Source organism: Amycolatopsis sp. NPDC004169, from assembly GCF_040610315.1.
In the GTDB taxonomy this organism is placed as follows: domain Bacteria; phylum Actinomycetota; class Actinomycetes; order Mycobacteriales; family Pseudonocardiaceae; genus Amycolatopsis.
On sequence record NZ_JBEXMD010000008.1, the window covers coordinates 221,261 to 243,778 of the forward strand.

The window sequence follows — 22,518 nt, forward strand, 5'->3', positions numbered from 1 at the left end:
GAAGTGCTGAACGTTCCGGGCGGTTCGGGCCGCCCGGAACGAAACACCGGCCGGCAGTCAGGTCGACAGGACCGGGTGGGCGCGGATCCGCTCCGCGAGCTCCCGCGCCTCGCGCGAGTTCCGGTAAGGCGGGCCGTCCAGCGTTGCGCAGATCCCCGACAGCCGGGTCGCCAGGTGGGCGACGCCGGTGGTCGCCGCCGTGCCGATCACCGGGGCCAGCGCGGCGTCCGCGGCGTCCAGTTCGCGGGCGGCCAGGTAGCCGTCCGTCATCTCCAGGCGGGTGGACGGCTCGCCGCCGTAACGGCGGTTGCGCTCGGCTTCCGTTGCGTACAGCCGCAACGCGCGCTCGGCCGCTTCGATCGCCAGGCCCGGCTTGCCCACCTGGACCCACGCACCCGCGTTGCAGAACGACTGCCGTGCCTCGTCGAAGCCGAACTCGCCGCCCACGAGGTCGTGCAACTCGTCGGGCTCGGTGACGTGGTCGCGGGCGTGGTGACCCATGCCGATCACCTTCTGGGTCTCGCGGACGTCTCCCAGGTGGGCCCAGGCGCGGCTTTCGATGTTGCACAGCCGCACGAAACCCGTGCCGTGCCTCAGGTATTCGCGGCCGGCCCGGGCCAGGTGGGCTGCTTCACGCGGGTTTCCCGACCAGAACGCGATGAGCGCCTGTGTGCCGCGCAGCCACGCCTTGAGTCCATTGTGGCCGATGAGCTCCGCGTAGACCCAGGCGGCGCGCGACTGTTCGGCCGCCGCGCCGTGGCAGCCCAGCTCCATGCTCGCGTTGGCCAGCAACCCGCACGTCTGGCCGGCCAGCAGGTACAGGTGCGACTGCTGGGCCGGGTGGGCACGCCGCTGCAGCAGCCGGAAGACGCGGTCGCGCACGCGGACCAGCTCGTCGAAGATCTCCTCCGGCCGGGTCCGGATGGAGGCGCGCGCGAGCTCGACGACGTCGTGGTCCAGCTGTTCGAGCGTGATCGCGCCGACCTCGGTGACCTCGGCCCGTTCGGCGTGCGCTCCGGACGCGTGGGCCGCGGCGCGGATCGCGGCGGCGTCGAGGCGGCCGGAGCCGGCCGCCGGGACGGTGACGGGGTCCGACGGGAGCTGGTCGAGCACGAGCCTCTCCGGCTCGGGCAGCAGCGGCAGCTCGTCCTCGGCGAGCAAGGCGCGGGGCACCGTGCCGTAGACCCGGGCGAGCAGCGTGAGGACGTGCACCGTGGGCCGGATACCCCGCTGCGGCCACGCCTCGTACTCGCTGATCCGCTTGCCGGTCATCGGGGCACGGCCGTCGCCGAGCAGGTCGTTGCAGCGCGCCGCCACCGCCGTCTGGGACAGGCCGTGGGTGTACCGCCACGCCTGGCGCGGGTTGAACTGCCAGCGGCCGGCCATCTCGGCGGCGATCCGGGCGGGGCTGCTGCCGACGGCGAGCAGCTGGTGCCGGAGCCGTTCGCGCTCGGGCTTGCTCCCGGGCTTCGCCCCGCTGGTTCCCATGACGCCGCTCCCGACCCCGAGTACCCGGACGGTCGGTCACCGTAGCGCATCACCGCGGCCCGCCACAGCGCCCGAGAGCCCGCGGAAACTCCGGGGAAAACTCCCATCCGGCGGGAATCCGCCCGGCCGGTCCGGCCCGGAACGCTGGGCCGCCTGCGTCGAGCCACCTGGAGGTTCTGTGTCCCGTCCTCGCGTCCCTGGGGGTACCGGCCCGCGGAGGCGGTCATGACCGTGCGCTGGGTCGAACGGGCCCGCGCCGGCGGGACACCGCACGAGCGCGCCCGGCCGGAGCAGGACGCGCGGGTGGCCACCTCGGCCGGCCGTGAGGCCGCCGGCGCCGCCCGGCGAGCCGAGGAGGAACGGGGCCGCCGGTGACCACCTGGCCCGGGTGCGGCGACCGCACCGAGATCCATGGCGCACCAGGCGTCGGCGACCCGCACGAGAGCCGGCTCGGCGGAGGAAACCGAGGGCAGCGGGTCAGGGTGACCGGTTCACGAAGCCGGACACGCGATCAGCCCGGCCCCGACGACCAGGGCGACCGCCACGGCCGGGGGCGCCAGCACCGCGGCCACGCCACCGACGACCGCCTTGACCCCGGCGGTGAACCGCGGTTCCGCGGTGGCGTCCAGGTGGTCCAGCCGGATCGCCGTGTCGGCCCCGGCCATCGACAACGCCCCGCGCGGGCCGCCGGTGGTGCGCACCCGGCGCAAGGCCGAGCGCAGGGGCTCGGTCCCGCAGCGGGCCGCGGCCGTCCGGTCGGCGGCCAGCTCGACCAGCAGCCTCATCGCGGACGGCAGCTCGCGCATCAGCGGGACGAACCGCAACGTCCGGCCGAGCACCTCCGCCACGCCGGTCAGCAGGTGGTGGTGGCCGCGGACGTGCGCTCGCTCGTGCTCCAGCACCGCGCGCAGTTCCACCCCGGTGAGCCGGTCGGCCAAGCCCGTGCTGGCGACGACCAGCGGGCGGCGCCCACCCATGCTGTAGGCGATCGGCTGGTCGTCCGGGAGCCACAACGTCGGCAGCGGCCGGCGGTCACCGGTCAGGCGCAGAGCCGTCAGGTGCCGCCGGTGCATCACCGTCCGGTGCCGTCGGCGGAGCAGGCCGTTGCGGGCCAGGCCCACGACGGCGGCACCCAGCACCGCGGCCGAGCCGGCGGCCGCGATCGGGTCCAGTGCGGGGAAGCCGTCGTGGCCGGCCGTGGCCCAGCAGTCGTGGAGGACGCGCAGCACTGCGCCGGCCGGGCCGTGGCCCGGGAGCACCAGCAGCAGGACGCTGCCGAGGACGCCTGCCACCACCCCGGCTGCCGCGAGCAGCCACCACGCGATGACCGTGCCCGGGGCCGTTCCGGTGGCGGCCAGGCGGCTCAGCGCCCGTGGTGACCACCAGCCGGTCACCACCGCGCCGAGGAACAGGGTCGCGGCCGGGATCACCGCTTGCGGGCCTTCCGGCGCAGCGCGCGGCGGAGGATGTCCGACTCCTCTTCCGAAGCCGAGCCGACGAAGTGCAGGAGGACGGACTCGCGGTCGCCGGCGGCGTCGAGGAGGTCGTGCAACGTCTGCGCCGTGGCCTCCTCGCGGGTGGTCACCGGCCGGTAGCGGTACGCGCGGTCCTCCAGCTCGCGGTCCACCCAGCCCTTGCGGTGCAGGTTGGTCAGGACGGTCATCACCGTGGTGTACGCCAGATCCCGCTCCAGCCCGTCGAGGACGTCACGGACCCGCATGGGCGCCGCCGCGGTCCAGAGCACGTCCATGATCGCCGCTTCGAGTTCGCCGAGCTGCCGCATGAGACCTCCGCGGCCGAGGGTACCGGGCACGGCCATCCCCCGTGCCCGGTCCCGACGGCGTCAGCTCTGCCGCAGCAGGCCCTGCATTTCGGTGATCTCCGCCTGCTGGGCGTCGGCGATCTTCCGCGCCAGTGCCTTCGCATCGGCGTTGGCGCCCTTGTCCAGCTCGGTGCGGGCCATGTCGACCGCACCCTGGTGGTGCTTGACCATCATGTCCAGCCACCTGCGGTCGAACTCGGTGCCCTTGGCGGCTTCGAGCTCCGCCATGTCCCCGGCCGGCATCATCCCGGGCATCGAGTCGTGGTCCATCCCCGGCATGCTCGACGCCGAGGTCGCGCCCCAGGCCGACAGCCAGCCCCGCATCTGCCGGATCTCGGGGTCCTGCGCCTTTTCGATGCGCGAAGCGAGGTCGACGACCTTCGGGTTGCTGCTGCGCGAGGGCACCAGCTTCGCCATTTCGAGCGCCTGTTCGTGGTGCGGGATCATCTGCTGCGCGAACATGACGTCGTCCGCGTTGTTGTTGCTGCTGTTGTTGCTTCCGCCGCACGCGCCGAGGGCGAGGGTCAAGACGACGGCGAGCGCGCCGAGGAACGGTTTTTTGCGCATGACAAAACCTTCTCTGGGAGTGTGGGAGTGATGGGGCCGGTGTTCCGGCCGGTCACACCCGCAGCACGCAGAGAGAGGTCAAGACGGTCCGCCCGGATCTGTCCGGTGGCCGCTCCGGAGCCGGTGAGCCCCGCGGCCACGTCCGCCGGGCCGGATTCCCGCGGCCCGGGCGCCCCACCAGGAGCAGGACGCAGACCAGCAGGAGCGCGGTCAGGACGGCGAGGCACAGGTGGAGCACGTCGTGCCCACCGGCGGGGCCGTGGTGCCCACCGGGGGCCGGGACGGCGACGTCCATGGCCGAAACCGAAACGGTCGCCATCGGTTCGCCGGCGGACGGGACGTGGTGCATCGCGGTCACGCACAGCGCGAGCAGGCACAGCAGGACCACCTGCTGCACCCGGCCGACGCGCTCCGCCATGGCTCCCACCGTACCGGAGTACTACGGAGGTTAGTAGTGAGCGGGGGCGGCACCGCGGGAAAGCGGTGCCGCCCCGGACGGAACGGTCAGGCGGTGGGCCTGGTCGCCCCGGCGTACTGGCTCTGCAGCGGCGAGATCTTCACGACGTCACCACTGGTCGGCGCGTGCACCATCTTGCCGTCGCCGATGTACATCCCGATGTGGGACACCGGTGAGTAGTAGGCGACCAGATCGCCGGGCTGCAGCTGGTCACGCGGCACCGGCGTGCCGAACTGGGCCTGCGCCGCGCTGTTGCGGGGCAACGTGATGCCGGCCTTTCCGTAGGCCCACAGCATCAACCCCGAGCAGTCGAACGTGCTCGGCCCGGTGGCGCCCCAGACGTAGGCGCTGCCCAGCTTGCTCAGCGCCGCGTTCACCGCCGTCTGCGCGGCCGCCGTGGGAGCCTTGACGTTCGGTGCCGCGCCGCCCGTGTCGCGCTGGGCGGCCTTGTCCGCGGTGCTCAGGTTGCGGTTGGCTGCCTTGAGCTGCTCGATCTGGTCGTCGAGCGTCTTCTGCTTGGCCTTGATGTCCTCGGTCAGCTTGGCCGCGGCGTCCCGCGCGTCCTGCGCGCGCTTCGCGGCGTCACCGGCCTTGGCGGCCGCGTCGGTGGCCTGCTGGACGGCGCCGGTGAGGTTGCCCAGCGCGGCGCTCTTGTCCGTGGCGAGGACTTCCAGTGCCGAGGAGCGGTCCAGGAAGTCCTGTGTGGACGTCCCGGACAGCAGCGCGGACAGCTTGTTCAGCTGCACGCCGCTGGTGAAGGACGCGCCGGCGAACTTGTTGACCTCGGTCTGGTACTTCTTCTGGTTCTCCGACGCCGTGGCGGCCTGGTCCTTCGCGGCCTTGACGTCGTTGGTGGCCTTGTCGAGCTCGCCCTGCTTGGCGTCGAGGTCGCCCTGGGCCTTGAGGAGGTCCTCGTTGAGCTTTTCCGCCTGTGCGGCCAGTTCGCGGTACTTCGCGAGGGCTTCGGAGCCGGTGGGCGGGGCCTGGAGGACGGGGACGGGGGCGGCGGTGGCCGCGGGCTGGGCCACGGTGACGAGGGTGATCACCGAAGCCGCGGCGAGGATGCCGGATACCACACGCCTGATCGGATGCGACTGCACGGTCGCGGAATTCTCCTTTTCCTTCGGGCTGCCGGCCGGTGGTGAGTCCGGTCGCCGGAGCCGGGCCGCGCGGTACCGCAACAGGTGAAGCGCGCGTTCGGTGATCCGGCGTCCCGGCAGCGATCCCGCGTCGCCATCGGGTGAACGGCGTCGGCCGCGAGATCTCGGCCAGATTACGAACGGAACGGGCCGCCGTCCACCTTTCGGGGGAAGAAAAACCGGCCGCCGGCGGGTGACCTGGTCAAACCCGGAAAAGGAAAACCGGGCTCCTCACGATCAGTCATGGCCGTTCTTACTAAGAGCGATAGTAGGGCGCGGGCGACGTCCACTTTGTACTGGCCGTTGACTTGCACGTCCAGCCCGGCCGGACCTCGGCCGGGCTGGACGTGCTCTGCTCGGAACGGTGTGCGGTCAGAGACCGGCCTGGCAGTAGACCTCCCGGGTCAGCTCGGTGATCCGCGCGGCGGAGTCCTTCCAGGACAACGTCGTCGGCTCCAGGGTCAGCACCACCACGATCGTGCCGCCCACCGTGCCGCTCGTGTGCATCGCGCGGCTGGTGAGGTCGATGTCCTGGACGCCGAGCGGGGCGGCCGTGCCCTCGCCGCTGGAGGCGACCGCGGTCGCGGCCCGGACCTCCGGCGAGCTCAGCACCCGCCGGGCGGCGGGGCCGGGCTCGGTGCACTGCTCGCCGGGTGCCGGGGCGGCGCCGAACCCGGACCAGCCCTGCTTGACCGCCTTCGGCCCCGGGACGGCGCTGGGGAGGCCGAAGGACTGGTCGAAACCGTCCGAACCGCACTTGGTCGACTGCGCCAGGTTGCCCATGATGAAGTCGCGGTACTTCGGGTCCGCCTCGTGCTGGATGTACTGGTACGTCCGGACGATGTCCGCGGCGCTGATCGCGGTGTACCCCCACTTCCCGCGGGCGGCGGGCGGCGCGGTGTCGGTGAGGCCGAGCTTGACGACCATCCGCTTGACGATCTCGTCCCAGCCGTCGCGGACCCACAGCGTGCTGGCCGCGTCGTCGTTGCTGGAGCGCAGCATCGGCTCGAGCAGGGCCAGGTCGTCGGCCGGGATCTCGTAGTCGGGCCCGTGCGATTCGAGGTAGTCGAGGGCGATGAACAGCTTGACCAGCGAGGCCGAGCGGTACTGCTGGTGCTCGCCGGAGCCGAAGGTCGCCCCCGTCTCCTGGTCGACGACGAGGTAGCCGGCCGTCATCCCCTCGGGGAGCTCGATCGCCGGTGTTGCCGCGGCCGGCCCGGCCGCCAGGGCCACCCCGGTCACGATTCCGGTCGCGATCGTCGCCAGCCGCCGGATTTTCCGCATTCTCCGCATGTTGACCACCCCAGTACGTCGAGATCGACTTCGGTGCGCGCCACCGTATCGAGTCGATCACCCGGTGTCCGGCTCCGGCCGATCTATTCGGCCTCAACGGAAAAGAACCAGCGCCGCACGGCTTCCTCGAACGCACCGCGGTCGGGCTCCCGGCCGCCTGCCCACGCGACGATCCCGTCCGGCCGGACCAGCACCGCACCGAATCCCAGGTCGTCGCGGGCGGGACCGGCGACGTACCGGATCCGGTCGTCGTACCGCTGCGCCACTTCCCGCAGGCCGCCGCCGAAGTCGAGGGCGACACCGTGGCCGTCCTGCAGCAGGTCCGCGAGGCTGGTCCCGTCCGTCAGCACGAACTCCGGCGCGTTGTGCCCGATCAGCGGTTCTTCGCTGCCCAGGTCGTAGCGCAACGACGTGCCGGACGTGCGCTCGAAGACGTACGTCGTGCCGTCGCGGGTGGCCAGGAGGTCGGTGAGCACCGACTTGACCGCCCGGGCGTGCGGGTCCGGGCCCATCGCCGCCACCTGGGCCCGCGACCAGTCGAGCACCCGCTCGCCGACCGGGTGGCGTTCCGCCGAATACGTGTCGAGCAGGCCGGGCGGTGCCGTCCCGGCCACCGTGGCCGCCAGCTTCCAGCCCAGGTTCAGCGCGTCGCCGAGGCCGAGGTTCAGACCCTGGCCACCCAGCGGCGAATGGATGTGGGCCGCGTCGCCGGCCAGCAGGACGCGGCCGCGGCGGTAGGTGGTCACCTGCTTCGCGCGGTCGGTGAAGCTGGACGCGAAGTGCACCTCCGTGAGCGTTGCGTCGGTGCCGGACACGCGGCGCAGCACCGACTGCAGGTGCTCGAGGGTCGGTGGCCGGGTGCGGTCGTACGTCCCGCCGTCGAAGTCGAGCACGCCGAGGTGTCCCGGCTCCGACATCGTCACGTACATGCCCTGCGGGGTCGGCGTGAAGCCCGGCCGGAGGAGACCGGGGTCGGCGAGCGTGACGAGCGCCAGGTAACCGGTGAGCCGCGGCTCGGTGCCGTCGAAGTCGAAGCCCGCCAGCCGCCGGACCGTGCTGCGGCCGCCGTCGCAGCCGACCAGCCACTTCGCCGGGTACTCCTGCTCGCCGGCCCGGGCGACGACCGCCGAACCGTCCTGGGTGACGTCGGTGACCGCGACGCCACGGCGGATCTCGACGCCGAGCTTGACCGCCCGCTCGGCCAGCACCGACTCGACCGCTTCGAGGCTGGTCATGAGGCCGTCGAGGGCCGGGCTCGGCAGCCGGTGGGGCAGCCGGGCCAGGTCGACGTCCGCCGGGTCGAGCGGGGTGCCGGCGAAGTGGCCGGCCGACTGCGGCGGCGCCGGCTCGTCCGGGACCGGCCGCTCGGGTGCCCCGGAGGCGGCCAGCAGCGGCGACAGCAGCCCGCGGCGGTGGAACGCCTCGACCGACCCGGCCGACAGGCCCCGCATGCCGAGCGGGAAGCTCCGCCACGGCGACCCCGGCTCCGCCTCGCGTTCGAGCACCAGCACCGAACGGCCCGCGAGGCCGAGTTCGCAGGCCAGGAACAAGCCGACCGGGCCGGCGCCGACGATCACCACGTCATGCATGACAAACCGCTTTCTCGAGGACTTCACCGTGCCCCGAGACTGACCGCCGTCACGCACGCGGCGCGCACACCGCGCTCACAGCGCGAGGCGGGCCGGATCGGCCGCGGCCAGTGCGGCCTGCGCGTCCAGCTCCCAGCCTGCCGCGTACGCCGCGGCGAACCCGGCCTCGCCCAGCGCGGCCCGGCCCCGGCCGGTGAGCGCGCGGACCTGCGGATCGGTGTGGTCGTGCGCACCGCGCAGCCGGGCCGCCGCACCGAGCAGCACGGCCGACTCGCGTGGCCGCCCGAGCGCTTCGGCGAGCGCGGCCGTGTGCACCGTCACCAGCGACAGGATCGGCAGGTCCCGTGCGGCCAGCGCGGCCGCGTACGCCGCGCGCGCGGACCTGTCCGCGCCGGCCAGGTCGCCCCGGGCCAGCAACAGCGCGGACCGCGCGCCGGCGACGAGCGTCCTGGCGTGGTCGGAGGGGAACCCGGTGTCGCCGAGCAGCCGGCGTTCCGCGTCGTCGAGCAGGACGCCGGCTTCGGCCAGCTCACCGCGGACCACCCGCAGGCCTGCTTCCCAGCCGTCGATCAGGATCGGCAGCTCCGCCGGTGACGTCCGCAGCACCCGCTCACGGGCCGCGTCGATGATCGCCAGCGCCTGGCCGGTTTCGCCGCGCCGGATGTGCAGGTCGATCCAGCGCAGGTCGTTGTAGAGCTGGTCGCCGAGGCCGGGTGAGCCGAATCCGGCGGCCAGCGCCCTGGCTTCGTCCAGATCCGCCCACGCGCCGTCGAGGTCGTCGTAGCGGCGCAGCTGGGCCCGCATCGGCAGCGTCGCCGCCTGGCCCCACCGGTCGCCTGCCCGCCGGAAGGCCGCCAGTGCCGCGTCCACGTGGACGCGTACGCGGTCCAGCTCGCCCGCGTTCTCGGCGATCTCGGCCTGGAACGTGTGGGCCAGCCCGGCCAGCCACTCGTCGTCGCCATCGGCCAGCTCCCGCAGGACCGGGAGCGCGGCCTTGTCGCCGAGCTGGAAGAGCAGCATCGGGCCGAAGACCCGGTAGTGGCCCGGCAACCCCGGCCGCGCGATCAGCCGTCCGGCCAGCTCCCGCATCTCCGCCCGGTCCCCTTCGGCTTCCTCGGCGGTGATCCCGGAGAGGATGTCCGCCCGGCCGAGCAGGTGGGCGGCCCGCGCGCAGTCCCGCTCGGGCGACGGCTCGCCGCCCGGGACCGCCAGCGCCTCGCCCAGCCAGTAGGCGGCGTCGGAGTCGCGGCCGAACATCTGCCAGTACCAGGTCAGTGCCATGGCCAGGCCGATCGCGCCGTCGGCGTCGCCGGTCGCGCACCGGTGCCGGAGGGCGGCGAGCGCGTTGTCGTACTCGGCGCCGATGGCGGCCATCGCCGCCGGTTGCCCGGGCCCGCGCAGCTCGGCGTCCTGGCGCGCGATCAGGGCGGCGAAGTGCGCGGCCGCCAGGTCGCGGACCGCATCGAGGGCGCCGGCGCCGGTCAGGCGGTCGATCCCGTACTCCCGCAGGGTTTCGAGCATGCGGTAGCGGCCGGTGCCGGGCGCCAGCTGCAGCAGCGACCGGTCGACGAGGGCGGCGAGCAGGTCGGGGACGTCGGAGGCGGGCACGGCGGTGCCGGCGCAGACGGCCGCGGCCGAGGCGGCCGTGACACCGCCGGGCAGCACCGAAATCCGGTCCGCGACCGTGCGTTCGCGGTCGTCGAGCAGCTCCCAGCTCCACGCGATGACCGCCCGCAGTGTCCGGTGCCGCGGCGGCGCGGTCCGGCTGCCCGTGGTGAGCAGCCGGAACCGGTCGGCGAGCCCGTCGGCCAGGTCGGGCAGCGACAGCGTCCGCAGCCGGGCGGCGGCCAGCTCGAGGGCCAGCGGCAGGCCGTCCAGGCCGCGGACCACGCGCACGACGTCGGCGCGCGTGGTTTCGTCGACGCGGAAACCGGGTCGCACGGCGGCCGCCCGCTCGGTGAACAACCGCACCGACGCCACCGCGGAGACGTCGTCGTCCGGGCCGGGCAAGGCGAGCGGGCCGAGCGGCACGAGCGCTTCGCCGTCCACGGCCAGCGGTTCGCGGCTGGTGGCCAGCACCCGCAGCCCGGGACACCGCGGCAGCAGGGTCGCGACCAGGTGGGCCACGGCGTCGATCAGGTGCTCGCAGTTGTCGAGCAGCAGCAGGCTTTCCCGGCCGCCGAGCTCGCTGACGAGCAGGTCGACCTCGGAGCTTCCGGCGCGCCTGCGGGCGTCGAACAGGGCGCTGCCGCGCAGCCCGATCCCGGCGAGCACGGCCTGCGCGACCTTCGCCGGCTCGGTGACGGCCGCGAGGTCGACGAGCCGGACGTCGTGGCCGTGGCGGCGGGCCGCCTCCAGCGCGAGCCGGGTCTTGCCGGCGCCACCGGGCCCGAGGACGGTGACCAGCCGCCCGGACGTGAGCAGGGCGTCGATGCGCGCGAGGTCGTCGTCGCGGCCGATGAAGCTGGTCAACGGCGCGGGCAGGGGTGCGGGCCGCGCCGGTTCCGGCGCGGGCTCGGCGGGCTGCAGCAGCCGCAAGTGGCGGTCGCGCAGCGCGGTGCCGGGATCGGCACCGAGGTCGTCGGCCAGCGCCCGGCGGACCCGCTCGTAGACGGACAGCGCCTCGGCCTGACGTCCCTGCGCGGCGAGCGCGTCCATCAGCAGCGCCGCCGCCCGCTCGTGCGCCGGGTGCTCGGCCAGCAACCCGGTCAGCCGGGCGGCGGCCGGTTCGGCGCGGCCCAGCGCCAGTTCCGCGTCGGCGAGGTCCGCGACGGCTTCGACCGACAGCCCGGCCAGCCGGGTCGCCACCGCGGGGGCGACGGCGGCGATCAGCGCGGGTTCGCCCCACAACGCCACGGCTTCGGCGAGCGCGGTGCCCGCGGCGATCGCGTCGCCGGCCCGCAGCCGCTCCCGGCCGGCCGCGGCCAGCTCTTCGAAGGCCACCGCGTCCACGGTGTCCACCGCCAGCCGGTAGCCGCCCGCGACCTGCGCGAGCTCGCCGTCGGCCGCGGCGAGGGCGCGGCGCAACCGGGAAACGAGGGTCTGCAGGGCCGAGGCGGTGCCGGACGGCGGCTCGTCGCCCCACACCGCGTCGACCAGCACACCCGGCTCGACCGCGTGCCCGCCGGCGAGCGCCAGCCGGACGAGCAGGCTCCGCAACCGTGCGCCCGGCACCGGCAGGACCGCGTCGCCCCTGGTCACCCGGAACGTGCCCAGCAGGGTGATGCGAAGCCCGTCCATGCGTCGATCGTGTCAGCGCCGCGTGCGTCTCGTGTGAGCGGCCCGCCGCAGCCTTCGCCGGTCGGTTCGACCAAAGGAGCAACAGATGACCATCGGCTGGGTTCGCAGCTGGGGCGCGGCGCCCCAATCCGCGCACGACGGGCTGGGCTCGCTCGACGACCACCCGCCGCTCGACGACGTGACCGTCCGCCAGGTGGTCCGGCTCAGCGGCGGCGGCCGCCGGGTGCGCGTCCGCCTCACCAACGAGTTCGGGACGGCGCCGGTGACCATCGGCGCGGCCCGGGTGGGCCTGGCGACGCCCGGAGGCGGGGTGCGGGAGGGACGGGTGCTGACGTTCTCGGGTGCTCCGGCCGGCACCATCCCGGTGGGCGCGCCGCTGCTGAGCGATCCGGTCGACCTGCCCGCCGCGGCGCTCGCCGAGCTGTCGATCAGCTTCCACCTGCCCGGCCGCGTGGAGACCTGCACGTGCCACGACCCCGTGCTGGACACCGGCTGGACGATCCCGGGCGACGCCGTCGCCGCGGCCGAGCTGCCGCCGCAGGCCACGGTGCTGCCGGTGCGGGCCCTGCTGTCCGCGGTCGACGTGCTCCCCGAAGCACCGGCCTCGGCGATCGTCGTGGTCGGCGACTCGCGCACCGACGGCGCCGGGTCCACTCCGGACACCCACCACAGCTGGCCGGAACTGCTGGCCGCGCGCGGCGCCGGTTTCGTCGTCAACCAGGGCATCAGCGGCAACCGGATGCTCAACGACGGCGTCGGCACCGGGGTGCTGGCCCGCTTCGACCGGGACGTGCTGGCGACGCCGGGCCTCGGCGGCGTCGTGTTGTCCGTCGGCGCCAACGACATCGCGATCTCCTTCGCCCGCGTGACGACGGACCGCTCGCCGGCCTGCTGGCGATGTTCCCGGGCGCCCCGGTCACGACCGGCGACGTCATCGCCGGGTTCCGGCAGCTGGCCGCGCGGACGCGGGAACACGGCGTGCCGGTCCACGCCACCACGATCGCGCCCTTCGAAGGCTCGGAGGCCTACTCGGCGGAAGGCGAGAAGGCCCGCTTGGCGGTCAACGAGTGGATCCGCACCGGCGGCGCGTTCGACGCGGTACTGGACTTCGACGCCGTCTGGCGCGACCCGGAGCACCCGGGCCGGATCCGGGCGGACTTCCACTCCGGCGACCACCTCCACGGCAGCGACGCCGGCTACCGGGCGCTGGCCGACTCCATCGATCTGTCGCTTTTCGGTGGAGCACGAACCAGTGGCCAACTCGCCGAAACCGGGACACGGGCCGGGTGAACGCGGCCACCATGGCGGCATGGCCTTCACCGAAGCACCCGATCCCGGTCGCGCGCACACGCTGGCCGAGCTGATCGCGCAGCTGCGGCTGCTCAAGGAGTGGGCGGGCGGCCCGTCGTACGCGCAGATCGCCGAGCGGGTCAACCGGCTCTGGACGGCCGCCGGGCGCCCGGCGGGGGAGCGGACCGCGCGCACCACCGTCGCCGACTGCTTCAAGACCGGCCGGGCGCGGCCCAACACCGACCTGCTGCTGGCCGTGGTCGAGGCGCTGCACCCGGATCCGGCGTACGTCGCCGGCTGGCAGGACGTGCTGCGGGCGGTCCGCGGCCGGGCGGAGGCGGCGACCTTCGTGCAGGCGCAGCTCGGCCTGCCGGAGGCCGTCCCGCACTTCACCGGGCGCCGGGCCGAGCTCGCGCGGCTCGGCGAGGTGCTGGGCGGGCGCGCGCCGCTGGCGGCGATCGCGGGCATGGCCGGGGTCGGCAAGACCGGGCTGGCCGTCCACATCGGTCACGAGCTGGTGCGGACCGGCCGGTGCGACACCGCGCTCTTCGTGAACCTGCGCGGGTTCCACCCCGACCCCGGCCGGCCGCCGGTGGACCCGGCCGCGGTGCTCGACTCGTTCCTGCGCCTGCTCGGCGTGCCCGGGCACGCCGTCCCGGCCGACCTGGCCGGCAAGACCCGGCTCTACCAGGAGCGTTCGGCCGGGCGGCGGCTGCTGGTCGTGCTGGACAACGCGGCGGGCGAGGACCAGGTCCGGCCGCTGCTGCCCGGCGAGCGCGGCGGCCCGGTGCTCGTCACCAGCCGCCGGGCGTTCACCGGGCTCCCGGGTGTCACGCACGTGCCGCTGGACGTGCTGAGCCCGGACGACGCGTTCGCGTACCTGCGGCGCACGGTCGGCGCCGAGCGGGTCGACCGGGCGCCCGGCGTGGCCCGGCGGATCACCGCCGAGCTCGGCAGGCTGCCGCTCGCGCTGAGCCTCGCCGCGCTCTGGATGACCGCGCCCGCCCACCGGTCGTGGGTGCTGGCCGACCACCTGGAGCGGCTCGAGCAGCGGCGCGCGCACCTGCGGCTCGACAACGCCGTCGACGCGTCGATCAGCCTGTCCTACGAGCAGCTCGCCGAGCCGGAGCGGCGGGTCCTGCGGCTGCTCGCCCTGCACCCGGGTGCGGACCTGGACGCCTACGGCGTCGCCGCGCTCGCCGGGACCGGCCTGGCGGAAGCGACGCGGGCGGCGGACCGGCTCGTCGCGGCGAGCCTGGTGCGCCGGGGCGAGGCGGGCCGGTTCGAGCTGCACGACCTCATCCGCGCGTTCGGGATGGCGCGGGCCCAGGACGAGGACGCCCCGGCCGGCCGCAAGGCCGCGCTGACCCGGCTGCTCGACTACTACGCCTTCGCCACCGCGACGGCGATGGACCAGTACGCGCCGAGGATGCGGGCCTACCGGCCGCGTGTTCCCGACCCCGGCCTGCCGCTCCCGCCGCTGGACGACCGCGAACCGGCCACCGCGTGGCTGGCCGCCGAACGGGCCAACCTCGTCGGTGCCGGCGTGCACGGGGTGGCGTCCGGCCACGCGGGACTGCTGTCCCGGCTGCTGTTCCGGTACCTGCAGACCGGCGGCTACCTCAGCGAGGCCCTGGTCCTGCACACGAGCGCGGCGGAGTCGGCGGACGTCGTCGCCCGCGGGCACGCGCTGGTGAGCCTGGGGGCGACGCACAGCCAGGTCGGCCGCTACGAAGTGGCGAAGCGGCACGTCGAGGAGGCACTGGACTGCTTCCGCCGCGCGGGCGACCGGTCCGGCGAGTGCCGGGCACTCGGCACGCTGGGCGCGATCACGTCCTGGAACGCCGATTTCGCGCGCTCGGCGGGGTACCTGCGGGAGGCGCTGGCCCTGGCGCGCGAGCTGCGCGACCGGGCGGCCGAGCGGACCGCGCTGACGAACCTGGGCTTCGTCCACGGCCGGCTGGGCCGGTACGCCGAGGCGCTGGAGATCCACCTGCAGGCACTGGCCATCGACCAGCAGACCGGGGACCTGTGCGACACCGGCCGCACGCTGCTCAACATCGGCGACACGCACCTGAGATCGGGCGACCACGCGCAGGCCTGCGGCTACTTCCACCGCGCGACGGCGATCGCCGAGCGGGCGGGCGACCGCGACCTGCACGTGGAAGCGTTGCTCTGCCTCGCGGACGCGTCCCTGGAGCTCGGCCGGATCGACCACGCCCGGACGACGCACGAGTGCGCGCTGGCGATCGCGGCGGAGCTCGGGAGCCTGCACGCGGCGGCGCGGGCCCACGCGGGCCTGGCCCGCGCGCTGACCGCGTCGGGAGACCGGGAGAACGCCCGGCACCACTGGCTCGCGGCCCGGGAGCACCACCGTGAGCTGGGGCTGCCGGAATCGGCGGAGATCACGGAGGGGCTGGCGTGCTCGGTGGCGGCGGGTGGCTGAACACCGCGGCGCCGGGTGTCCGGGTTCGTCCGGGATTGCTGCTCGCGGACCGCGCCGGGAGCGATGCTCGCAGCCGGTGCGGGACAGCGGAAGCGCGTCCCACACCTCGGACACCCACCGTCGAAGGGAGACACCATGGGGCGCCTGATCGATCGCGTGCTGAACCGGATCGTGCCCACCGCCGAGGCTTCCGCGTGCAGCGGCACCTACTTCTGCAACGCGCAGGGCCACCCCGGCTACTGGTACCGGTTCTGCTGCCCGCAGACCGGCTGCGAGTGGTCCAAGGTCCGCAGCAGCTGCTGATCGGCCGGTGAACGTACCGGGCGGTGTCCGCCACCTTCCCCCCGGACACCGCCCGGCGTGGATGGAGTTGCCATGGAGTACCTGCGGGCCGTGGCCACGGCGCTGATCGCCGTGGTGTTCGCCGCCTCGGCGTTCTCGAAGCTGCGGGACTTCCGCGGCTTCGCGCGCTCGGTGCCCGCCCTCGCGCCGGTGCCCGCGAGGTGGGTCACTCCGGTGTCGGTGACCGTCGTGGCCGCCGAGCCGGCCTCCGCCGGGCTCGTCCTGGTCACCGCGGTGGCCGGCTTCGTCCTGGCCACGGCGTTGCTGCTGGCCTTCACCGTCGCCATCGCCGCTTCGCTGCGCCGCGGACGGCGTGCCCCGTGCCGCTGCTTCGGCGCGACCGAAACCCCGGTCGGCCCGCGCCACCTGGTCCGCAACGCCCTGCTGATCTGCTTCGCCGTCCTCGGCGCCTTCGCACCGGACCACCTGCCGCCCGCCGCCGGGGCCGTCGTCGCCTTCGCCGCCGGGGTGGTGCTGGCCGTGCTCGTCGTCGCCATGGACGACATCGCCGTCGTGTTCGCAAGGAGTTCCTGATGCTCTACGTCGTCGCCGCACTGGTGCTGCTCGGGCTGGTGTGCCTGCTGAACCTGCTCCTGACCGTCGGCATCCTGCGCCGGATGCGGGCCCAGCCCACTGCGCAGGCCGAGCCGCCGTTCGCGCTGCGGCCCGGTTCGGCCGTCGGCGAGTTCGCCGTCACCACGACCGACGGCGAGCCGCTGACCCTCGCCTCGCTCGAGGGCACGGTGGCGTTCTTCTCCGCCGACTGCGCCGCCTGCCACGAAACCCTGCCGGACTTCCTCGCCTACGCCCGCGCGCAGGGCCGGGACAACGTCTTCGCCATCTTCGGTGGCGACGAGCCGGAGACCGTGCGCGCGCTCGCCGAGGTCGCCCACGTGGTGACCGCGGAGCTCGACGGCGGCCCGGTCGCCGCCGCGTTCCGCAACACCTGGACACCCGCGTTGTACGTGGTGAGCGGCGGGAAGGTGGTCGCGACCGCGGGCCGGGTGCGCGAGCTGCCCGTGCCCGCCGGCCGGTGACCGTGCGCGTCGCGGACCCGCAGACCGGCTCCGGCCAGGTGCGGGCCGCGGCCGTGGCGGCGGCCGCGCTGCTGTGGCGGTCCGGCCCCGCGCGGCTGGTGGCTTTGCTGGCCATGACGGCGGCCGCGGCCACCGCCCCGATCGCCACCGCCTGGCTGACCAAGCTCGTCCTGGACCGGCTCGTCGAGCGCACCGGCGCGGTCGGTGGCCTGGCACTGGCCCTGGTGTTCGCCGGGCTGGCCGTCGCCGCGCTGCCGGTGGTCGCCCACTACGTCCGCGCGCAGATCGGCCGCGCGGCGAGCACGATCGCCACCGACCGGCTGTTCGCCGCGCTGGGCCGCCAGGTCGGGTTGCGCACCTTCGAGAACCCCGCCTACCAGGACCGGTTGCGGCTGGCCCAGGAAAGCTGCGGCCGGATGCCGGAGATCGTCGACGGCGTCGGCGGGGTGCTCAGCGGGACGCTCTCGCTGGCCGGGTTCCTCGGTTCGCTGCTCCTGCTGAGCCCGGCGATGACCGGCGTCGTGCTGGCCGCCGCGATCCCCGCGCTGCTCGCCGAGCTGCTGCTGGCCCGCAGCCGCGCCGCGGTCGAGTGGCGGATCGAGCGGTTCGCCCGGCGCGAGTTCTTCTACAGCCAGCTGCTCACCGGCATCCCGGCCGCCACCGAGATCCGGCTGTTCGGCATCGGGGCGTTCCTGCGCGCCCGGCTGCTGGAGGAACGCCGCAGCGCCAACGAAGCCCAGCGCCGCATGGACACCCGGGAGCTGTGGACCATGGGCGGGCTGACCGCGTTGAGCGCGGCCGTCGCCGGTGCGGGGCTCTGGTGGGCGATCACCTCGGCGCGCGGCGGGTCGCTCAGCGCCGGCGACGTCTCGATGTTCGTCGCCGCCGTCGCCGGGGTGCAGGCCGCGCTGGGGACGCTGGCGTCGTCGATCGCCAACGGCCAGGCCCGGCTGCTGTCGTTCGGGCACTACGTCGCCGTGGTGCGCGCGGAGCCCGACCTGCCGAGCGGCACCCGAGACGCGGTTCCCCCGCTGCGGCACGGGATCGAGCTGCGTGACGTCTGGTTCCGGTACAGCGACGACCACCCGTGGGTGCTGCGCGGGGTGGACCTGACGATCCCGCACGGCACCGCCGTCGCCCTCGTCGGGCTCAACGGCGCGGGCAAGAGCACTCTCGTGAAGCTGTTGTGCCGCATGTACGACCCGACGCGGGGGCAGATCCTCTGGGACGGCGTCGACCTGCGGGACGTGCCGCACGCCCTGTTGCGGGACCGGATCAGCGCCGTCTTCCAGGACCACATGAACTACGACATGACCGCGGCCGAGAACATCGGGCTCGGTGAACTGTCCGCAATGGACGATCGGGCGCGGCTGGAGGCGGCCGCGGTCCGGGCGGGGGCGCACGAGCGGATCGCCGCGCTGCCGAGGGGGTACGACACGCCGCTCACCCGCATCTTCGAGATCGGCACCGAGGACACCTCGACCGGGGTGGTGCTCTCCGGCGGGCAGTGGCAGCGGCTGGCGCTGGCCCGCTCGCTCCTGCGGGAGGGCCGGGACCTGATGATCCTCGACGAGCCGAGCTCCGGCCTCGACCCGGAAGCCGAGCACGAGGTGCACGCCCGCATCCGCGAGCACCGGCAGGACCGCACGAGCCTGCTCATCTCGCACCGGCTGAGCGCGGTGCGCGACGCCGACCGCATCGCCGTGCTCGAGGACGGCCGCGTCACCGAGCTGGGCACGCACGACGGCCTGCTGGCCGCCGACGGCGGCTACGCGCGCCTGTTCCGCCTGCAGGCCGACGGTTACCAGGCCGTGTCGTGAACGGCCCGGTGCTGCTCGGGTTGCTGGCCGCCGGCTCGGTGTACGTCGCCCGCCGCCGGCTGATCCTGACCACAGTGGACGGTTCGAGCATGGCGCCCGAGCTGGCGTCCGGCGACCGGGTCCTGGTGCGCCGGACCCGCCGCCCGCGCCGGGGCCGGGTGGCCCTGCTGCGGTTCCCGCCGCTGCCGAGCGGGGCGCCGTCCGGCGGCCAGCTGCTGCTCAAGCGCGTGGTGGCGGTGGCAGGCGACCGGCTCCCGCCCGGCTGGGCCGAACCGGACGTGCACGGCCTCGGCGGGCAGCGGGTGCCGGCCGGCTGCGCCGTCGTCCTCGGCGACAACCGGCCGGCCAGCTGGGACTCGCGGCACTACGGGTTCGTGCCGCGGGAGCGGATCGTCGGGGTCGTGGTGCGGCACGTCCCCCGGCCGTAGCTCGCGTCAGCGGCGGCCGCTGATCGTGCTCGCGCCCGCGTACCGCGCCTCGGCGCCCAGCTCCTCTTCGATGCGGATGAGCTGGTTGTACTTGGCGGTGCGGTCGGCGCGGGACAGCGAGCCGGTCTTGATCTGGCCGCAGTTGGTGGCCACCGCGAGGTCGGCGATCGTGGTGTCCTCGGTTTCGCCGGAGCGGTGGGACATGACGGCGGAGTGGCCTGCCTTGTGCGCCGTTTCGACCGTGGTCAGCGTCTCGGTGAGCGTCCCGATCTGGTTGACCTTGACCAGGATCGAGTTGCCGATACCGCGTTCGATGCCGTCGGCGAGCAGGTTCACGTTGGTGCAGAAGACGTCGTCGCCGACGAGCTGGATGCGCTCGCCGATGGTGTCGGTGAGCTGCTTCCACCCGGCGAAGTCGTCCTGGGCGACACCGTCCTCGATGGACACGATGGGGTAGCGCGCGGTGAGGTCGGCGAGGTAGGCGACGTGCTCCTCGACGCTGCGCTTGCGGCCTTCGCCGGTGTAGTCGTAGACCTCGCCGGTGTAGAACTCCGACGCGGCCGGGTCGAGCAGCAGGGCGATGTCCTCGCCGGGGGTGTAGCCGGACTGTTCGATGGCCCGCAGCACGAACTCCAGCGCCTCGTCGGCCGAGCTGAGGTTCGGCGCGAACCCGCCTTCGTCGCCGACGTTGGTGCCGTGCCCGGCGTCGTGGAGCGACTTGCGCAGGGTGTGGAACACCTCGGAGCCCATCCGCACCGCTTCGGCGAACGTCGTCGCGCCGATCGGGCCGATCATGAACTCCTGGAAGTCGATCGGGTTGTCGGCGTGCGCACCACCGTTGATGATGTTCATCATCGGCATCGGCAGCAGGTGCGCGAAAACCCCGCCGACGTACCGGTAGAGCGGCAGCCGGTTGGCGGCGGCGGCCGCCTTGACGACGGCGAGCGAGACGCCGAGGGTGGCGTTCGCGCCGAGCCGCGCCTTGTTCGGGGTGCCGTCCAGTTCGATCAGCGTGCGGTCGACGGTCGCCTGCGCCTCGGCGTCCAGGCCCACGACGGCCTCGGCGATCTCGGTGTTGACCGCGTCGACGGCCTTGCGCACGCCCTTGCCGTGGAAGCGGGCCTTGTCCCCGTCGCGCAGTTCGACCGCTTCCTTGGTACCGGTCGAGGCACCGGAGGGCACCGCGGCCCGGCCTCGCGAACCGTCCGCCAGCGCGACGTCGACCTCGACGGTCGGGTTCCCCCGGCTGTCCAGCACTTCGCGGGCCTTGACTCCGACGATGGCGGTCATTGCACTCCTCGGTGAGTTCGTCGAGCGGGCAGCGGCGCCACGGTGAGCCGCGAGACGAGGCGAGGCTAGCAGAGTTTTACTGAATCGATCCTGAACTTTTGGTGCGGCCTTCGGTGGCCGCACTACCGCCGCGCGGGCAGGCGGACCGTCGCCAGCAATCCGCCACCCTCCCGGGCCTCCAGCTCCAGCATCCCGTCGTGCGCCCGGACGATGCTGTGCACGATCGCCAGCCCGAGGCCGACCCCGTCGTGCTCGTCGCTCCGCGTTCGGGACGTCCCGCGCTGGAACGGCTCGGTCAACGTCGGGATCAGCTCCGCCGGCAGCGGCCGGCCCGTGTTCTCCACCCGCAGCACGCTCGCGTAGCGGCGGCGTTCCGTGTGCACCGTGACCTTCCCGTCCGGGACGTTGTGCACGATCGCGTTCTGGACCAGGTTCGTCACCACGCGCAGCAGCAGTGCGGCGGAACCCGACGCGTGCACCTGCTCCCCGCTGACGTCCAGGGTGATCCCGCGCTGCTCGGCCAGCGGCAACAGCGTTTCCGCCGCTTCCTCGGCGACCAGGGAAAGGTCCACCGGCTCGTGGGTGAAGTGCCGCCGGTCGCTGCGGCTGAGCAGCAGCAACGCCTCCGTGACGTCGATCGCCCGCGTGTTCACCTCGCGGAGCCGGTCGACGAGCCGGTCGCGGTCGTAAGCCGGGTCTTTGCCCGCGACGTCGAGGATCGCCTGCGAAACCGCCAGCGGCGTGCGCAGTTCGTGGGAGGCGTTCGCCGCGAAGCGCTGTTGCTCGCCCACCTGGGACTCGAGGCGTTCGAGCATCGTGTCGAAGACGTCGGCGAGCTCGCGGAACTCGTCGGCCGGGCCGGTCAGGCGGATGCGGTGCGACAGCGAGCCGTGCGCGGCCAGCCGGGCGGCGTCCGCGATCCGGGTGAGCGGGGCCAGCATCCGGCCGGCGAGGAGCCAGCCGCCGAGGACGCCGAACACCAGCAGGAACCCGAGCGCGGTGGCCGCGGCGGGGGCGAACGTGTGCGTCAGCAGGTACCGGTTCGGCGAGATCCCGAGCAGGCCCTGGTCGTTGTCGGGCACGTAGCGCAGCAGCGACACCTGCACCACGGCGAGCAGCACCGCCCCGGCGAGCACGAGGAACGCGGCGTAGCTGATGGTCAGCTTCAGCCGCGCGCTGAGCCCGGGGCGCCTGTTCACGCGGAAAAGCGTAGGCGGCGGCGGTTATCGCGGGCATATGCTCGACCGCCGTGATCAACCCGGAGAAAAGCAGCGTCCCCGATCTCGGCCCGGTGCCGCAGCGCGTGACCGTCGACGCCGGACTCGTGCGACGGCTGATCGGCGCGCAGTTCCCGCGGTGGGCCGCACTCCCCGTCCGTCCCGTTGCCCACGGCGGCTGGGACAACTTCACCTTCCACGTCGGCGACCGGATGGTGGCCCGGCTGCCGAGCGCGGCCGAATACGCGCTCGCGGTCGAGAAGGAACGGCGGTGGCTCCCGGTGCTCGCCGCCCGGCTGCCGCTGCCCGTTCCGGTTCCGCTGGCCGAGGGGAATCCCGGTGCCGGCTACCCCTTCCCGTGGTCGGTCCAGCCCTGGCTCGACGGCGAACCCGCGAGCCTCGACCGGATCGCCGATCCCGTCCGCTTCGCGCTCGAACTGGCCGGTTTCCTGGCCGCCCTGCAGGACGTCGAGGCCGATGACGGTCCCCAGCCGGGCAAGCACAACTGGTTCCGGGGCGCCACCCTGCGCACCTACGAGCCCGCGGCCGAGCGCGCGCTCGCGGCGCTGGACGGCCGGGTCGACACCGGGCTCGCCCGCGAGATCTGGACGGCCGCCCTCGACGCGCGGTGGGACGGCCGGGACGTTTGGTTCCACGGCGACGTCGCCGCCGGGAACCTCCTGCTCGGCGAGGGGAACCTGACCGCCGTCATCGACTTCGGGACCTGCGGCGTCGGCGACCCGTCCTGTGACACGGCCGTCGCCTGGACACTGCTGACCGCCGAAGGCCGGCGGGCGTTCCGCGAACGCCTGGCCGTCGACGACGGCACCTGGGCGCGCGGCCGGGGCTGGGCGCTGTGGAAGACGCTCGTTTCCGCCGCCCGGCCCGATGCCGGAGACGCCCATCGCGTCCTCGGCGAAATCTTCGCCGAATACCGCACCGGCCGTTAATCCGTTGGCGTCGCGCCGGGCTCCCGGTTACCGTCGGGCCGCTCTGATCGATCCGCGAGGAGGGCAGCATGCGCCAGTTCCGCAACACCGCCGAATTCCCAGC

At 74.0% G+C, this 22,518-nt stretch carries 19 protein-coding genes; 8 read left to right on the forward strand and 11 right to left on the reverse strand.

Going from position 1 to position 22,518, the window contains the following annotated elements; genetic code table 11:
• Positions 1 to 57: 57 nt before the first annotated feature.
• A complete protein-coding gene (locus tag ABZX11_RS13900) occupies positions 58 to 1,488 on the reverse strand; it encodes a helix-turn-helix domain-containing protein (RefSeq protein ID WP_176174866.1) in 1,431 nt (476 codons plus the stop codon).
• 225 nt (positions 1,489 to 1,713) lie between these two features.
• Here ABZX11_RS13900 and ABZX11_RS13905 point away from each other — a divergent pair, with 225 nt between their 5' ends.
• Positions 1,714 to 1,863 carry a hypothetical protein gene (locus ABZX11_RS13905; RefSeq protein WP_354913016.1) on the forward strand — a complete coding sequence of 50 codons (150 nt, stop codon included), beginning with the start codon at positions 1,714 to 1,716 and terminating at the stop codon, positions 1,861 to 1,863.
• A 116-nt stretch (positions 1,864 to 1,979) separates the two neighbouring features.
• Here ABZX11_RS13905 and ABZX11_RS13910 read toward each other — a convergent pair whose 3' ends face one another.
• The 8 genes from ABZX11_RS13910 to ABZX11_RS13945 form a co-directional block, all read right to left on the reverse strand.
• Positions 1,980 to 2,918 (reverse strand): M56 family metallopeptidase, encoded by a 939-nt coding sequence (locus ABZX11_RS13910; protein ID WP_354913018.1) that lies wholly within the window; start codon positions 2,916 to 2,918, stop codon positions 1,980 to 1,982.
• Positions 2,915 to 3,271 (reverse strand): BlaI/MecI/CopY family transcriptional regulator, encoded by a 357-nt coding sequence (locus ABZX11_RS13915; RefSeq protein ID WP_176174869.1) that lies wholly within the window; start codon positions 3,269 to 3,271, stop codon positions 2,915 to 2,917. Before ABZX11_RS13915 ends, ABZX11_RS13910 begins: the two co-directional genes overlap by 4 nt.
• A gap of 60 nt (positions 3,272 to 3,331) precedes the next feature.
• Entirely contained in the window at positions 3,332 to 3,877 is a 546-nt protein-coding gene (locus ABZX11_RS13920; RefSeq protein WP_354913020.1) for a DUF305 domain-containing protein, read from the reverse strand.
• Between the two features lie 52 nt (positions 3,878 to 3,929).
• A complete protein-coding gene (locus ABZX11_RS13925) occupies positions 3,930 to 4,295 on the reverse strand; it encodes a hypothetical protein (protein WP_354913022.1) in 366 nt (121 codons plus the stop codon).
• A gap of 86 nt (positions 4,296 to 4,381) precedes the next feature.
• Positions 4,382 to 5,434, reverse strand: coding sequence for a C40 family peptidase (locus ABZX11_RS13930; protein WP_176174872.1), 1,053 nt, complete (start codon positions 5,432 to 5,434; stop codon positions 4,382 to 4,384).
• A gap of 411 nt (positions 5,435 to 5,845) precedes the next feature.
• Entirely contained in the window at positions 5,846 to 6,757 is a 912-nt protein-coding gene (locus ABZX11_RS13935) for a hypothetical protein (protein WP_254897134.1), read from the reverse strand.
• A gap of 92 nt (positions 6,758 to 6,849) precedes the next feature.
• Positions 6,850 to 8,355, reverse strand: coding sequence for an FAD-dependent oxidoreductase (locus ABZX11_RS13940; protein WP_354913024.1), 1,506 nt, complete (start codon positions 8,353 to 8,355; stop codon positions 6,850 to 6,852).
• Positions 8,356 to 8,430: 75 nt separating this feature from the next.
• Positions 8,431 to 11,595, reverse strand: coding sequence for a BTAD domain-containing putative transcriptional regulator (locus tag ABZX11_RS13945; protein WP_354913026.1), 3,165 nt, complete (start codon positions 11,593 to 11,595; stop codon positions 8,431 to 8,433).
• An 85-nt stretch (positions 11,596 to 11,680) separates the two neighbouring features.
• Here ABZX11_RS13945 and ABZX11_RS13950 point away from each other — a divergent pair, with 85 nt between their 5' ends.
• From ABZX11_RS13950 to ABZX11_RS13975, 6 genes are all read left to right on the forward strand, one after another.
• Positions 11,681 to 15,331 carry a tetratricopeptide repeat protein gene (locus ABZX11_RS13950; protein WP_354913028.1) on the forward strand — a complete coding sequence of 1,217 codons (3,651 nt, stop codon included), beginning with the start codon at positions 11,681 to 11,683 and terminating at the stop codon, positions 15,329 to 15,331.
• A gap of 135 nt (positions 15,332 to 15,466) precedes the next feature.
• Positions 15,467 to 15,634, forward strand: coding sequence for a hypothetical protein (locus tag ABZX11_RS13955; protein WP_176174877.1), 168 nt, complete (start codon positions 15,467 to 15,469; stop codon positions 15,632 to 15,634).
• Between the two features lie 72 nt (positions 15,635 to 15,706).
• Positions 15,707 to 16,207: a MauE/DoxX family redox-associated membrane protein gene (locus ABZX11_RS13960; RefSeq protein WP_176174878.1), complete on the forward strand. Its 501-nt coding sequence runs from the start codon at positions 15,707 to 15,709 to the stop codon at positions 16,205 to 16,207.
• Positions 16,207 to 16,710, forward strand: a complete 504-nt coding sequence (locus tag ABZX11_RS13965) for a TlpA disulfide reductase family protein (RefSeq protein WP_354913031.1) — start codon at positions 16,207 to 16,209, stop codon at positions 16,708 to 16,710. Before ABZX11_RS13960 ends, ABZX11_RS13965 begins: the two co-directional genes overlap by 1 nt.
• Entirely contained in the window at positions 16,707 to 18,530 is a 1,824-nt protein-coding gene (locus ABZX11_RS13970; protein ID WP_354913033.1) for an ABC transporter ATP-binding protein, read from the forward strand. Before ABZX11_RS13965 ends, ABZX11_RS13970 begins: the two co-directional genes overlap by 4 nt.
• Positions 18,527 to 18,958: a S26 family signal peptidase gene (locus ABZX11_RS13975; RefSeq protein ID WP_354913035.1), complete on the forward strand. Its 432-nt coding sequence runs from the start codon at positions 18,527 to 18,529 to the stop codon at positions 18,956 to 18,958. Before ABZX11_RS13970 ends, ABZX11_RS13975 begins: the two co-directional genes overlap by 4 nt.
• Before the next feature lie 6 nt (positions 18,959 to 18,964).
• On the opposite strand, the gene eno is transcribed toward ABZX11_RS13975, so the two are convergent.
• The gene (gene eno / locus ABZX11_RS13980) at positions 18,965 to 20,248 is read right to left on the reverse strand and encodes a phosphopyruvate hydratase (RefSeq protein ID WP_354913037.1); all 1,284 of its coding nucleotides are present in this window, start codon (positions 20,246 to 20,248) and stop codon (positions 18,965 to 18,967) included.
• A 122-nt stretch (positions 20,249 to 20,370) separates the two neighbouring features.
• A complete protein-coding gene (locus ABZX11_RS13985; RefSeq protein ID WP_354913039.1) occupies positions 20,371 to 21,447 on the reverse strand; it encodes a HAMP domain-containing sensor histidine kinase in 1,077 nt (358 codons plus the stop codon).
• 50 nt (positions 21,448 to 21,497) lie between these two features.
• On the opposite strand from ABZX11_RS13985, the gene ABZX11_RS13990 reads away from it, so the two are divergent.
• Positions 21,498 to 22,415: an aminoglycoside phosphotransferase family protein gene (locus tag ABZX11_RS13990; RefSeq protein WP_354913041.1), complete on the forward strand. Its 918-nt coding sequence runs from the start codon at positions 21,498 to 21,500 to the stop codon at positions 22,413 to 22,415.
• Positions 22,416 to 22,518 lie beyond the last annotated feature (103 nt).